The sequence below is a fragment of the Paenibacillus lautus genome, from assembly GCF_050482385.1.
GTDB classification, from domain to species: domain Bacteria; phylum Bacillota; class Bacilli; order Paenibacillales; family Paenibacillaceae; genus Paenibacillus_AQ; species Paenibacillus_AQ lautus_B.
Map to the genome: position 1 here is coordinate 187,655 of NZ_JBCNHV010000003.1, position 13,871 is coordinate 201,525.

General features: G+C 48.1%; 11 protein-coding genes and 1 pseudogene. 6 read left to right on the forward strand and 6 right to left on the reverse strand.

Annotated elements, in window-relative coordinates:
- Positions 1-16: 16 nt before the first annotated feature.
- Entirely contained in the window at positions 17-2,266 is a 2,250-nt protein-coding gene (locus ABEW73_RS06300; protein ID WP_430162551.1) for a glycogen debranching protein, read from the forward strand.
- A gap of 430 nt (positions 2,267-2,696) precedes the next feature.
- A complete protein-coding gene (locus ABEW73_RS06305; protein WP_430162553.1) occupies positions 2,697-3,857 on the forward strand; it encodes a GntR family transcriptional regulator in 1,161 nt (386 codons plus the stop codon).
- 494 nt (positions 3,858-4,351) lie between these two features.
- Here the strand turns inward: ABEW73_RS06305 and ABEW73_RS06310 are convergent, their stop codons facing one another.
- Both ABEW73_RS06310 and ABEW73_RS06315 read right to left on the reverse strand, forming a co-directional pair.
- Entirely contained in the window at positions 4,352-5,599 is a 1,248-nt protein-coding gene (locus ABEW73_RS06310) for a glycosyltransferase family 2 protein (RefSeq protein ID WP_430162555.1), read from the reverse strand.
- Between the two features lie 250 nt (positions 5,600-5,849).
- Positions 5,850-7,205, reverse strand: coding sequence for a sodium-dependent transporter (locus ABEW73_RS06315; protein WP_430162557.1), 1,356 nt, complete (start codon positions 7,203-7,205; stop codon positions 5,850-5,852).
- A 324-nt stretch (positions 7,206-7,529) separates the two neighbouring features.
- Here ABEW73_RS06315 and ABEW73_RS06320 point away from each other — a divergent pair, with 324 nt between their 5' ends.
- The 3 genes from ABEW73_RS06320 (at position 7,530) to ABEW73_RS06330 (ending at position 9,651) form a co-directional block, all read left to right on the forward strand.
- Complete coding sequence (locus ABEW73_RS06320) at positions 7,530-7,757, forward strand: DUF896 domain-containing protein (RefSeq protein WP_430162559.1); 228 nt, start codon at positions 7,530-7,532, stop codon at positions 7,755-7,757.
- Between the two features lie 278 nt (positions 7,758-8,035).
- Complete coding sequence (locus ABEW73_RS06325; RefSeq protein ID WP_430162561.1) at positions 8,036-8,575, forward strand: sigma-70 family RNA polymerase sigma factor; 540 nt, start codon at positions 8,036-8,038, stop codon at positions 8,573-8,575.
- Positions 8,572-9,651 carry a DUF4179 domain-containing protein gene (locus ABEW73_RS06330; RefSeq protein WP_430162563.1) on the forward strand — a complete coding sequence of 360 codons (1,080 nt, stop codon included), beginning with the start codon at positions 8,572-8,574 and terminating at the stop codon, positions 9,649-9,651. Before ABEW73_RS06325 ends, ABEW73_RS06330 begins: the two co-directional genes overlap by 4 nt.
- A gap of 115 nt (positions 9,652-9,766) precedes the next feature.
- Here the strand turns inward: ABEW73_RS06330 and ABEW73_RS06335 are convergent.
- From ABEW73_RS06335 to ABEW73_RS06345, 3 genes and pseudogenes are all read right to left on the reverse strand, one after another.
- A pseudogene (locus tag ABEW73_RS06335) lies at positions 9,767-11,061 on the reverse strand (glycosyltransferase family 2 protein).
- Positions 11,054-11,197 carry a hypothetical protein gene (locus ABEW73_RS06340; RefSeq protein WP_194540557.1) on the reverse strand — a complete coding sequence of 48 codons (144 nt, stop codon included), beginning with the start codon at positions 11,195-11,197 and terminating at the stop codon, positions 11,054-11,056. Before ABEW73_RS06340 ends, ABEW73_RS06335 begins: the two are co-directional and overlap by 8 nt.
- Before the next feature lie 44 nt (positions 11,198-11,241).
- The gene (locus tag ABEW73_RS06345; RefSeq protein ID WP_430162566.1) at positions 11,242-12,117 is read right to left on the reverse strand and encodes a GGDEF domain-containing protein; all 876 of its coding nucleotides are present in this window, start codon (positions 12,115-12,117) and stop codon (positions 11,242-11,244) included.
- A 308-nt stretch (positions 12,118-12,425) separates the two neighbouring features.
- On the opposite strand from ABEW73_RS06345, the gene ABEW73_RS06350 reads away from it, so the two are divergent.
- A complete protein-coding gene (locus ABEW73_RS06350) occupies positions 12,426-13,325 on the forward strand; it encodes a sigma-70 family RNA polymerase sigma factor (protein WP_430162568.1) in 900 nt (299 codons plus the stop codon).
- Here the strand turns inward: ABEW73_RS06350 and ABEW73_RS06355 are convergent.
- On the reverse strand, positions 13,294-13,740 hold the full coding sequence (locus tag ABEW73_RS06355) for a carboxymuconolactone decarboxylase family protein (RefSeq protein WP_430163036.1): 447 nt from the start codon (positions 13,738-13,740) through the stop codon (positions 13,294-13,296). The genes ABEW73_RS06350 and ABEW73_RS06355 overlap by 32 nt on opposite strands.
- Positions 13,741-13,871 lie beyond the last annotated feature (131 nt).

The following is a 13,871-nucleotide window of genomic DNA, read 5'->3' on the forward strand; positions in this document are numbered from 1 at the left end:
GCGTTAGGAGGCTGACATGCCAAAAACTACAGGATTAAGTAGCAGACATCCTTTCAATTTATACTATAATGCCGGTGAGTATATTAAAATTTGCGGAACCCAGGACGGATATTTCCCGGATTTCGGACATCATATCGCCAACGAGATGGGCGGGGTGTGGCTGCACCCGATCAAGCTGCTGGATGGCTTCTGGCTGAGAATTACGGATCTGGACCGGAATATCTCGGTTTGGTCGAGATCGGACGGCTTTACGAATGAACCTTGGGGCAGCCGTTTTCAATACGATCACGGGCTGGGCCATATTCCGGTTCAATTGGAGCGCACGCAATTCGCACCCGAGCTGGAAAAAGGATTCGTGGCGGATTATAAGCTGCTGTCCTATGGAAAAGGTACGACCCGCCTGAAGCTGGAACTGCTGGCTCGCACGGATCTTCGCCCCGTCTGGTTCTCCGATGAAATCGGCATTACCGATGGCGAGCAGGATGAGGTGATCCTCAGCTCGGATCGGAAAGTCACCGTAAAAGACTGTGCACATGACTGGTATGTCCAGATCGGTTCGGATTTACCGGGCAGCGTGGTTGAGACGGGGGCTGCTATTTATGGGCCCGAGTTCACCGCTGGAAACGGGACGGGAGTAGCCTTCCGGAGCGAAGTGATTGAGCTCCGGGAGAAGGAGACATTGCAATTCCGCTTATTTGTGGCCGGCTCCTATCAATCCCAGGAAGAGAGCGAAGCGGTATATGACAAGCTTGTCTCTTCGTATGAGGCTCTTTTTGACGAGAAAAAAGCTATATATGAAGAGGTCGCTAACCGGGCCAAACTGGAAATCGCCGGCGAGGACTTGCTGAATGAAGCCTTTACGTGGGTCAAATGGAACAATCAGTGGCTTGTGCAAAAGGTGGATGGCATTGGACGCGGCTTGACTGCCGGCGGACCTACCTATCCGTGGTGGTTTGGCTGTGACAATACTTATTCCCTTCAAGGGGTGCTTGCCATCGGGGATGCGCAGCTTGCAAAGGATACGCTGAACCTTTTGCTTGAAAAATCGGAGGAAGCCAATGGCAATGGCAGAATTGTGCACGAGATTACGACCATGGGGGCGGTGTCGAATCCGGGCAACACCCAGGAAACGGCCCATTACATCGCTTTTGTATGGGAGCTGTTCCGCTGGACAGGAGATGAAGAACTGCTGCGCCGCCATTACCGCTATTGCGTTAAGGGTGTAGACTGGCTGCTGCATGAAATGGATCCGGACGGCGATCTGTTCCCGTCAGGTTACGGCATCATTGAGATTGCAGGTCTGAACATGGAACTGATCGACAGTGCCGTGTACACCGCCCAGGCTTTGCGGGCGATGGTCGATATGAGCAGGCATCTCGGCGAGGAAGATAACGCGAAAAAGTATGGTCAGCTCGCTGACCGGGCAGTACGCGCGATCAATGAAGTGTACTGGTGCGAGTCGGAGGGATTATACGCTGACGCGGTTGCTACCAGAAGCGATATTGAGCCGAAGGTGGATTATATGGTTTCCCTCTCGGAGAAGGAAGGCCTTCAAGGGTACCGTGAATACCTGGAGCACAGGCTGGCTGAAGCCAATGACCCGAAGGCGGACCGGGGCTGGCTGCTTAACAAGAACTGGGTCATCGTGACGCCGATGGAGACGGGTATTGCCGATCCGGAGAAGGCCGAGCGGTCGCTTCAAACCATGCGTTCCGATGTGTTTATCGGGGAGCATGGCACCTATCTTGCGGGGATCTACAAGCAGGGCACGATGACCATCTCGACGGGGGTTCACGCGGTAGCGGAAGCGGCCAACGGCCATCCGGACGAGGCGCTAGCGCTGCTGCGCAGAATGCTGGGGACCTTCTCGAAGGTGCTCCCGGGTTCTTTTTCCGAGATGTCGCCGGATTACGGCTGCGTAGTGCAGGCGTGGACATTATATGCCCTCACGGTTCCGGTTATCCGCCATTTCTTCGGTGTGACACCAAGCGCATTTGAGAAGACGGTTTATATCAAGCCGCAGCTCCCAACCTCGTGGCATGATCGTGAATGCAGCCTGAGCAATCTTCGGATAGGCGAAGCCGAGCTGGATATTTCCATTGCGCCGCAACAAGGGGGGGATGGACGGACGGTAACCGTTCGCAACCCTCAAGGCTGGAACATTGTCATCGAGCTGGACGGTCAACGCCTGGAGAGCGCAGAAACACATATAAGCTGGGCAGTGGAATCAGTCCAGGTGTATGCCAGCAAGAGAAATGCCACTTGAACGAGGGGCATTTCAACGATTTTTCATCCCAAAAGAAGGTCCCTCATTCCGTGTAAAACGGAGGAGGGATCTTTTTTCGTGACGAGTGATTGGAAGACCCATTCATCGAATAATCCACGGGATCGTCCTGGGGGCCGTGAAGGAATAGAATAGGGAATAGCTCAACAGGTAAGCCTTATTAGTGTCCCCTGCTTGAGTGGGTAAGTCCTTTTATTGGAAAATGAAATAGGTAGTCGACAGAGGACAGCGCCTCTTGCATGAGTCTTTCCGGCGAAAGACCATCCTGCGGCGCTGTTTTTGTCTGTTCAGAGAAGAACAGGGATAGATTATTTTGTATGCGATGTCCATTCAACATGGACAACTGGAATATATCATGTTATATTGTTATATAAATTAGCAGGTTTTGGAGTACCGTTGGAGGGATATCAATTTGAAAGATGCAGCTTCCACGAAGCCGATGTATGAACAAATTTTTAATGAGATGAAGCGAAAGATCTCAACCCATATTTTCCGGATAGGGGATAAAGTCCCTTCGGAGAAGGAACTCGCGGATGAATACGGAGTCAGCCGAATTACAAGTAAGAAAGCATTGGATCTGCTGGCGGCAGAAGGTGTGATTGTGCGCAAACCGGGCAAGGGATCGTTCGTTGCTGATCCGGATGAGCCCGTGGCACAGAAGGAATCATTTTCCTCGGTAAGCGCAGATGCCGGAGCAGCTAGCCGAGAGAAGATGATCGGTCTTGTCATTACGGACTTTTCTTCAAGCTACGGAACGCGTTTAATCTACAGCATGGAGCAGTATTCGAGGGAGAATGACTGTTTTCTGGTACTGCGCAGAACGTTTGGAGACCAGGATAATGAGGAACTATCCATTCAGAAGCTGCGTAATCTTGGTGTGAACGGACTTATCGTATTTCCCGCTCAGGGGGAGTACTTCAATGCAGAAATATTGAAGATGGTCATTGCCCGTTTCCCGCTTGTCCTGATTGATCGGAGGCTGAAGGGAGTCGCAGCGGCTTCTATCAGTACAGATAATTTAGGGGCAGCCGTTCAGGCAGTGGAGCATTTATTTGATTTGGGCCACCGTCATATTTCTCTGCTTTCTCCTCCGCCGAGAGATACGACAGCGGTTGAAGAGCGGATTGAAGGGTTCGTGCAGGCTCACGCCGCCCGGGGCATCGCGTCTGATAAGGAAATCTGGATTAGCGATGTGACGGCCACTTTGCCCAATGCCTTCCACGAGAGCAACATTGAACGTGAAATCCAGCGGATCGTTCAGCATTTGCAGGATCACCCGTCGATTACGGCCTTTTTTGCGATCGAATATAACATTGCTTTGCTCGCCAAGGTCGCGGCAGAACGCCTCGGTCTGCGGGTGCCGGAGGATCTATCCATCGTGTGCTTTGACAGTCCGCAGCTAAATATCGGTGAAGGCTATTTGTTTACCCATATGCGACAGAACGAGGAAGAAATGGGGAGACTGGCGATTGAAACGGTGCTGGGCATTATGAATCACGACGATGTAGCAGTTGAGAAAAGATTGCCGGCGGAATTGGTGGTAGGAGCATCTACCGGGCCTATAAAGAAATAAACCAGCAAACTTGTTCAAACTTATGTGCGGTGACGCGCAGCCACATTCGCATATATGCACGATCTAACGTAATCTACCTGTTACTGCCATATCGCCGAATTGAATTTTGAATTCGAAGATGGTGCGTGATCGAGCACGGAATCGAACCGCTATAGCAGAACAAATACAAACCATGCGCTCATGAATAGGTGAGTGCATGGTTTTTTGTACTTCTTCTGAATGAATGATGGATTAGACATGATGTGAAGAACGGAGGAATCTGATATAACATTTAAAATTATTTTATATATTGACATATCAACTAGAGGGATGAAAGGAATTAAATGACTGTAGGTTATACTATCCACTTAATTACACGTTAACTATTTTGCTTTGCAGAAATATCCATATAAATCTCATGCTTTCGTCTAATTCATTGTCATTATTTCTCGGGAAATAGCAGCTGTTAGCGAAATAGCCGAAATAAATAGTAATTACGTCTAAGTAATTCCACGCTAGTCTTCTACTTCAATATCGCTCAAATGAATAGCTCTTGTATGTTTTGTAGGATTCCAATTTACGTTCTTCATTGTAATGAGTGACCAAAGGAACAAGGGTACGTAGGTTAGATTGAAGAAGTACAGGGATACATAGCTCCGGAAGAGGCTTACTTTATTTTTCGAATCGAGAAGCTGTGCGTATCCTACGTAGACGAATTGGAATAACAAGCATAAAATCCAAACTTGCCAAGGAATCAAATGATGAGCATCTAATAAGTCGGTAGCCACGGACATGAAAATAAGGAGACCAGTTGCAGCATTTAAAACAATCTTGCCAGGATTAATAAGGTACATAAAACCATCAAAAGCTTTGAAGTCTAGCTTGCTAATGAATCTCCAAATTAATCGGTGAGCGTATTTAAAGCAAACATCCCAATGCCCCCTTGCCCATCGGAGACGTTGAATGCAGGAAGACTTGAAACTTTCCGGCTTCTCGTCGTACACGCGCGCAAAGTGACACCATTTAGCTGGTACACCTTCAAGCAAACACTGCATCGTAAACTCAAGGTCTTCCGTTAAGGAACGAGCGGTCCAACCGATGGTTTTGAATAGAGTCGTGTCTACGCAGAACCCAGTTCCACCGATCGCGTTTCCTAAGCCTAATCTGGACTTAGCAAGCTGCCAAGATCGGTTCATGAAAATGTAGCTTACGGAGTAACCTATTGTCACCCAGTTGTCATTGGGATTCTTAGAATCCAGGTAACATTGTATTAATTGATCCCCGTTCAACAAGTGGTTATTCATTTCTCTTAAATAGTTCAACGAGACCAGGTTGTCGGCATCGAAGAAGGCGATACCGTCAAAATCATCGATTAACCTATCTCCATACTGCTCAATGGCGTATTTGATTCCATAAGGTTTCCCCTTTTGGTCTCCCGGCAGGTAGGTATGTTCAATAACGGTAGCACCAAGTTTTCTGGCGATTTCACTTGTTTTATCCTTACATCCATCAGCAATAACGCACACTTCATAGAGCTCCTTCGGGTAGTCCATTTTATGAAGATTCCGGACAAGGTGTCCGATAACCGCTTCTTCGTTGTGGGCAGGAATCATGAGAAGGAATCTTTTCAACGGCTCATATTCTTTGAGTCTCTTTGGTTTTCCAAAGCCAAAGAGACTGATGAGCATCCAATATGCCCAGAAGAACAGTAGGAGGCATTGAATTAAGGTTAATCCAACACCAAATACATACTCAAAACTCATTACTTGCTCAATCCTTTTTTTACAGGAATTTTTCTAGATGGTGATGCGGGATCGCAAAAACGTCGGAAACAAGTGACTTAAGTAAAAATTTGAAGAAAAAACAGCGAATGGTGCCTTTTTCAAGACATGACTATAAAAAACATGATGTATAAAAGGCTATTCCATAGTATGTATAGGTTTTATCCACGGATAAAAAAGGCAACCCCATTCGCCCCGTGTGACGATGAGATTGCCTGTGCCTTGGCTACAATTAATCGAACTTGATCACACCCGTGGTATGAAGCAGCACCAAAAATACGAGTACTGGCGCGATATAACGGAGCATGAACAGCCATACCCGGAACCAGCCGGCTTTTAGGCCAGCGGCATCCGCCGCCTTCTTCCAGAAGTATCCTGCAAAAAGAGTGGTGATCAGACCCCCGACCGGAAGCAGAATATTGGATGTGATGAAATCCAGCCAATCGAAGAAGTTTTTGCCGCCGATATCGGAAAGGCCAGGCACGATGCCGAATGACAACGCCGAGGGTAGACCGATCAGCATAACCAGCGCGCTAATGACGATTACGGCTTTTGTACGTCCCCAATGCCAACGGTCCATGACATACGAGGTTGGGACCTCCAGTAATGAGACGGAGGAGGTTAATGCCGCGATAGCTAGAAGAATGAAGAACAATCCCCCGAAAAATGAACCCAGCGGCATGGCCGAGAAGGCAGCCGGCAAGGCAATGAAGACCAGAGAAGGTCCGGCATTCGGTTCAATCCCGAAGGAAGCGGTTGTCGGGAATATAATGAGCCCGGCGATAAACGCATAAATCAGGTCACCCGCGCCGATGGCAAGGGTTGCCGGACCTAGCGATTGCCGCTTATCCACATAAGCGCCGTAGGTCAACAGAATCCCCATCCCCAGCGAGAGGGAGAAGAAGGCATGTCCCAGCGCGACCAGCGCTGCTTCCGGGCTTAGCTTCGAGAAGTCGGGATTCAAGAAGAAAGATACACCCGCGCCGGCTCCTGGCAAGGTTACAGCACGGATCATGAGTACGATCAACAGAATGATCAGGCCCGGAATCAGAACCTTGTTGAATTTTTCGATCCCTCCGGAAATTCCTTTGGCTACAACCCATCCGGTAATAATAATAGCGGCGAATTGCCATACAATCGGCATGTAGCCTTCCGTAAACGTAGTAAATTGACCACCAAAATCGGTATTGTTGTACAGATTGCCGCTAAACGACATGACCGCATAATGTAGCGTCCAGCCTGCCACAATAACATAGAAGGTCAGAATGAGAAATGGTGCAATGACCTGGAGCAATCCAAGATGACCGAAGACTTTCGGTCCGCCCGCTTTAACGAAGGAAGTTGCAGCACTCCCGCGGCCGGCTCGTCCGATGGCAAGCTCGGCCAACAGGACGGGCAAACCGATCACGATGAGACAGATAATAAAGAGCAGGAAGAAAGCTGCGCCGCCGTGTTCTCCCGTAATGTAAGGAAACTTCCACATGTTTCCGAGGCCGACAGAGCTCCCGATCGCGGCCAGAATAAATCCAGCAGAGGAAAAACGATCATTTTTCCCCGTTGAAGCTGGGTTGTTGAGCTGAGATTTCATAGATGTTCCCCCAGTTGATTAAAGTTAAGTTCCTCTATTATATTTCATGTTCTGCCAGAAAGGCATAAGTAATATTTCCTAAGGGATGAGGACCTGCTTTTTTATTATGCTGCGAACACAAAGGTTTCAATACTAACAATAACCACGATTTGTAAATAAATAAACCTTAAACACCAAGTTTAAGGAAATGAAGAGGCTTTGGGTAGGGAAAAAATCACAAATTCAACCTTCCGGAAGTGGAAGTTGGCGGGGGTTGACAAATATCTTGCATTGTTATATCTTTATATTAAGATAAATGAAAATCATATGGAAAAGAGGGATATCATGATCAAAAGCTTAACCCGGATTAATGAATTGGCTAAAAAGCAGCGGGAGGGAGTACTTACTGCCGCGGAAAAAGCCGAACAGCAAGTTTTGCGCACGGACTATCTGCGTGAAATTCGCGGACAGGTGCTAAGCACCTTTTCGGGATTAAGCATCGTGGATCCCGACGGAAATGACGTGACACCTGAAAAACTTCGTCATGAGCAGAAGAAGCTGAGAGAAAATTGAGTAAGACATCCGAGTTTTGGATGACAGAACACGGATGTTGATTTTTAGGAGTAACCAAAGGATGCGCTCTACACGTGCCATAGCATTTCATGAACAAATATAACTAAGCATTCGTCTCCCGTGAGTTCACTGAACTTGCGGGAGTTTTTTTATATACTCCGTTATAATACATACAGCATTTTGTAACCTTTTGGAAGTCCTGGCTATCTAATTATTGAATCCAACAATCATACATCGATTAAGAGTTTAGATAAGCCTGAAGGGAGGTAGGTTATTCCTTGGAAGTACAGCAGGAGCAAGAATTAGAAGTTAAACTCGCCAAGAAGGGAAACCATGAAGCGTTTATCAAACTTATAAAACCATTAGAACTGCAAATGTACAACATAGCGAAAGCCATTCTCCGACACGACGAAGATTGTGCAGATGCCATGCAGGAAGCCATATTAAAAGCATACAAGTCACTCTCGAGTTTAAGGCACGCCTTTTTCTTTAAAACATGGTTGTTTCGCATCCTGATCAATGAGTGTAACACGATCCTCCGTAAAAAAAGCCAGTTTGTCCCCTTACTCAGCCTAGATGAATCAAAACATGTTACAACGAATCCTGAGGTTAATATCGATCTGCGCGAAGCCGTGTACAGATTGGAGGAAGTATCCCGGACCATCGTTATTCTGCACTATTTTCGTGACTTGCCTTTACGGCAGATTGCGGAAATGCTCGATTTGAAAGAAGGCGCCGTTAAGACACGCCTCCATCGGGCCAGGTTGACGCTATCAGAATGGTTGGCTAATCACAGGGAAAGGGAGGTTAACGTATGAAGTATGACCTTAATCATGAACTTGAACAGGCCAAGGATGAAATGGAGGAAGCTCAGGAGTTGCCGGAGGCAGTCCGCATGCGTCTAAATAATACTTATCAAATTTTAGAAAACAATCCTCCTATTCGGAAGAAGCGGCGTTTGGCTGGTCTATTGATGGCTGTGGTGGCGTCGGGACTGCTGATTATTGGATCAGGGTTTATCTCCCCGGTAATGGCCGAGGCTCTAAAAAATATACCGATTATAGGAAGCATCTTCTTAAATGACGGGGATGAGGGGCTGAAAACAGCTAGTCGGCAGGGCATGACGATGGATATTCATCAGAGCATCACCCATGATGGGACTACGATGAGCGTATCCGAACTGATGTATGACGGAAGTCGCATTTCAATGGTACTGACCCGGACGACAATGGATGGTAAGAATGAATCTTTTGGTCAATTGGGGAGCAAGGCCAGTCAGCAAGGGGAAGTGAACGGGATTCGATTCTATGCGGATGGGGAGGAACTGGGTAATTTCGGTTACAGCATTTCTAGAGTAGGGGATGGTGCTCCGAATTCGGACATCGTGACCTTGTCGCCGGAGGGATTGCCTGACGAGTTTGCATTGGGGGTCGTTATTCGAGACATAAGCGTCTCGGAGCCGTTTAAATTCAACATTCCGGTCAAAAACAGTGCGGCGGATCGTACGGTCCTGAAGTCGGATGAACTTAAAGTGCATGACAATATCCATATGGATATTAGTAGCTTTACAATAACCCCGGCCACAATGCAAATGATAGTAAGCATCACCGGTAAGCCAGGCCAGGACCTTAAGGAGTTCATTCAGTCCGTTCCTAGCCAATATAAAGTGGATGAATTTATCAATATTGAATACGAGGTGATAAATGAGAAGGGGGAAATAGCCAAATCCATTGGTGCGATGGGCGGCGGCTCCGGCAGCACTCTTAAATTTACGTACATGTATGAGCCATTCCCAACCAAACCGAAATCCATCACGATTAAACCCTATGTGTATAGTTCAGAGCATAAAATATATATACCGGAACTTGAATTCCATTTGCCTGTAGAAGAATAAGCACGTCATACTGGCAAGCTTGCATGAAAAAAAGAGCGAGTTGTGGACGGTGGCAGCATGGCTGTCCAATCCTACTCGCTCTTTTTGCGATATCATAATTAAATGCACAGCTCCTCTATCCAAACCGCTCCGTCTTGTACCACTTGGATTCCCTGCCCGTGATTTTATCTACGATCATGGAGTAGAAGGCCTTAATGGATATGACGAGGAACAGCTGAGCGTAGGTGAAGTACGATACGCATGAGAGAATGAAGTTGCGTGTGTGGCTCTGGCCAATGTCCGTTGCGAGCGCCAGGTTAATCTGCAGGACGTAAATGTAATACATTAAGGCCCAAGCAATGATGAGATACATATATACATCGCCTTCAAACCGGAAAGGGGAAACGACGGCAGGGTTAAACAGGCCGATGATCTGATACACGATGTTGGCGACAAATATAATATCCGAGATGATGATGGCAATCATAAACCAGAAGTAACTGGCGGCGTAATACAGCACATGCAGCTTGATGCGCCAGCTTGTCCGGTCAAATAGATGATGAATGTTATCCGTGACGACGCTGTAGTTCCCCTTGGCCCAACGTTCGCGCTGTTTCATATAGACCTTCAGATCCTCGGGCTCCTGCTGATAAGCTTCGGCTTGCGGAGCCAGCGCAATAAGCTGACCTCTCGTCAGGATCTCGAACGAAATCGCGGTATCTTCCGTGATCGCATGCTCATCCCATCCGCCGATGTCCTGAATGAGCGCGGTTTTTACGATAAAGTTCGTGCCCGGAATGGTGCCCAGCTTAAATAGCTGCCATAGGCCGGTTGATGTACACGCTGTATGGTCACCAGCTCCAGATTGATGCAGCGGGACAGAAAATTCTGTCCGCGGTTTCGAGCCTTGTTGCGGCCAAAAACAGCCCCGTAGCGTTCAGGCTGCTCCATCGCCTTCTGCGTCAGGAACAACAGCGCGTTTTTTTCAGGTGCGGCATCCGCGTCGTAGACACAGATCCATTCGCCTGTTGCCTGCTTAAGCGCGTCGTTCAGGGCGCCTGATTTGCCCCCGGTTCCGGTTCTCTCCAGAATAAGAAAGTCGCGGTCAAGGTAACGTTCATTGGCTTTCAGCGCTCTTAAGCGCTCGGCCGTATGATCCTTGCAATTGTCAGCAATGACAATCACCTGCATTTTGTGATGCGGGTAATTCATCTGCAGAATGTGCTCTACCGTTGCCTGGATGACCAATTCCTCGTTATGCGCGGGCACCATGACCGTCACGGTGGGGAAATCCTCCAGATTGCTGGGATTCACCAGCTTCTGCCGGCTTTGTTTATGAATGAACACGATGGCCCCCGCCATGATGATGATCGATTCCAGCACGGCAATCCATATACTGATAATGGAGATGACCAGGACAAAGTCAGTCACTGAACTTCCCCCGATCGTATTTTCGTTTGACTTTCGAACGGAAGCTTAAGGTAGCCATCGTCAGAATAACGATGGCTATGGAGAACATGATGCTGACCCCAATGCACAGAGGGATAAACCAGTTGGTATACGACATCGGCTGCAAGCCTCCTTTTGATTTATGATGGTAACTTAACTTCGTTAAATATATTCCCCGATGAGGTCGGTTTCGGTATTCCGTTCTAATGCAGAGATGACGTCATCGATATTTTCGTATCGGCTAAATTGCTCCTTCTGAAATACGAGGCCGCCGGCGCGGACCACAAGCTTGAGGGACATGCCTTTTTTGTCGCGGAAGGGGACGTTCATCATAGCAACTTTGATGCGTTCCATAAGACTTTTGAGATATTCCGGCTTGGTGAGCGGGCACAGAATGATAAAGCGTCCTTCTCCAATGGAGAATTTATAGTCCTCATAACGAATCTGCTTTTGAATCGTGCTCGACAGTTCCATAATCAGCTTGGCAAAACGGTGTGATCCGACAGACTCCCTGGTCAGGGGGAGAAAATCGAGCTTAAACATCATGATGCAGAAGCTGTACTGATCCGAATACCGATTGGCCAGATTGGCTTGTTTCACCAGCGTATCTTCGAAAGCATCCTTGCTGCCAAGAGAGGTGTCGATGTCGATATCCGGGTTGGTTCTCCTCAATTGCTCGAGACGCCTTATGAACCTTCGGCTTCGCACCAGAGCCAGCTTGATGAAAATAGCAATGGCGGTATTGGCGGGTAGCAGCAGAATCCAGGAGAGTGTGAGTGCATTGACAGGGGCCAGAGTGGACAACCATACGAAATAAGTGACCAGATACACAAACAACGTAACCGTCGAAACGCCTACCGGAAGAAAGAAGCCGATCAATAAGGCGGCCAGTGTACCGACGCTGAACAAGAATTCCGTGAAAGTAAAACTTTGGTTTACATAGATGTTCCAGAATATGAACAACTGCTGGACCATGGCGAGAGCAATCAGCAGAAAATAACCGAGTTCGACGCGACGTAAAGGGGGTGATTTTTTCATGTTTTACCTACTTTCTAAGCTCTTAAACCTTTTATCGCTGTAGTGAGGCCATTCCATATGTTATTTAAAAATTACCCAAATGTCGATAGATTTATCGAACGTTGTCATAATCTACATATTGGATAACGAATTTGTTGTCCATTGACCCTGGAATTTACCTCTCAACTGACCCTTCCAGGGATCGGGGGATATGGGGTAGAGTAGAGAATAATAATGTCTTCATGATGTCACAGGCGGTATTGCCCATTTGTCTTATAAGTGGTGTAGCTTTCATGCTAGAGAATATACAGAGTAAGAAGGTGTGCCTGATGTTATTGGATCAAATCTATACCGAATACAAGCCGATGATGTTCGGCCTGGCCTACCGGATGCTAGGGAGTGCAGCGGATGCGGAGGACATCGTGCAGGATGTTTTTTCCCAATACGTGCAGATGGATCGGGGAGAAGTGCTGAACGAGAAGGCGTATTTGGCCAAAATGACAACGAACCGCTGCATCAACCTGTTGAAATCGTCCAGACGCCAGCGCGAAACGTATACCGGTCCCTGGCTCCCGGAGCCGATGCCGGATTATGATATGCTGACGCGGTCCGATCCTGCGGAACGCCGCGAAACGATTGGTTATGCCTACCTGGTGCTGCTTCAACGGTTAACGCCGCTGGAGCGTGCCATTTATATCGCCAAGGATACGCTGGGTCTTGAATATCCGATCATAGCGGAGATGCTTGGAAAGACGGAGATCAGCTGCCGCAAGACCTTCAGCCGTGCCAAGCAGAAAATGGGGCAGGCCACGGAGAGGCCAAAAGGAGAAACCGCCCGGACGGAAACACAGGAACGCTTCGTTGAAGCATTCCTGCGGGCGTCCGATATGGGCAATTTTAAGCCGCTGCTGTCTTTTCTAAAGGAAGAGGTTACACTGCTATCGGATGGCGGCGGCAAAGCGAGGGCAGCCATCAATCCAATACTGGGCGTAGAGCGGGTACGTGCTTTCTTTGAGGGGTTGTCTGCCAAAGGCTCGTTTCGGGAAGGATTTGAACCTGTCTCCATAAACGGAGAGCCCGGCTTATTGCTGAAGCGGGACGGCAGGGTCTCCATGGTGCTGACGGTAGAGTGGGAACCCGACTTATCCCGCATCAGTCAAATTTTTCTTGTGGTGAATCCGGATAAATTGCAGCTGTTTAATCAAAACAGCCCGGGAACAGACCTGTAGCGACGCCAATCCGGTTCCAGGCATTGATCGTTGTGATCGCCATGACCAGATCGACGAATTGCTTCTCGTCAAAATGCCTGCGCACGCGTTCGTATACCTCTGTAGGAACGCCGGCTTCGGAGAGCTTGGTCACGTACTCCGTCAATTCGATGACGGCCCGTTCCTCGTCCGAATAGATCGGGACTTCCCGCCACATCGGCAGAAGGAGGAGGCGATCCACGCTTTCGCCCATGGAGAGCAGATCCTTGGAATGCATATCCACGCAGAAGGAGCAGCCGTTGATTTGGGATGCCCGGAGCTTAATGATCTCGTACAGCTTGTGATCGAGTCCGCTTTTTTGGGCCGCTTGTTCCAGGGCAAGCAGGGTTTTGAAGGCTTCGGGATTGGCCGACCGGTAATTCATTCGCAGTTCCATGTTCAGTTCCCCTTTACGGTATGATTTTTGATGTTCACCCATATGACAACCTGCCATGCAGAATTGTGACATGTTCTAACGGAAAAAAAGAAAGAAACCCTTAAAAGGTGGAGAACGAAAGATCGAAAAAG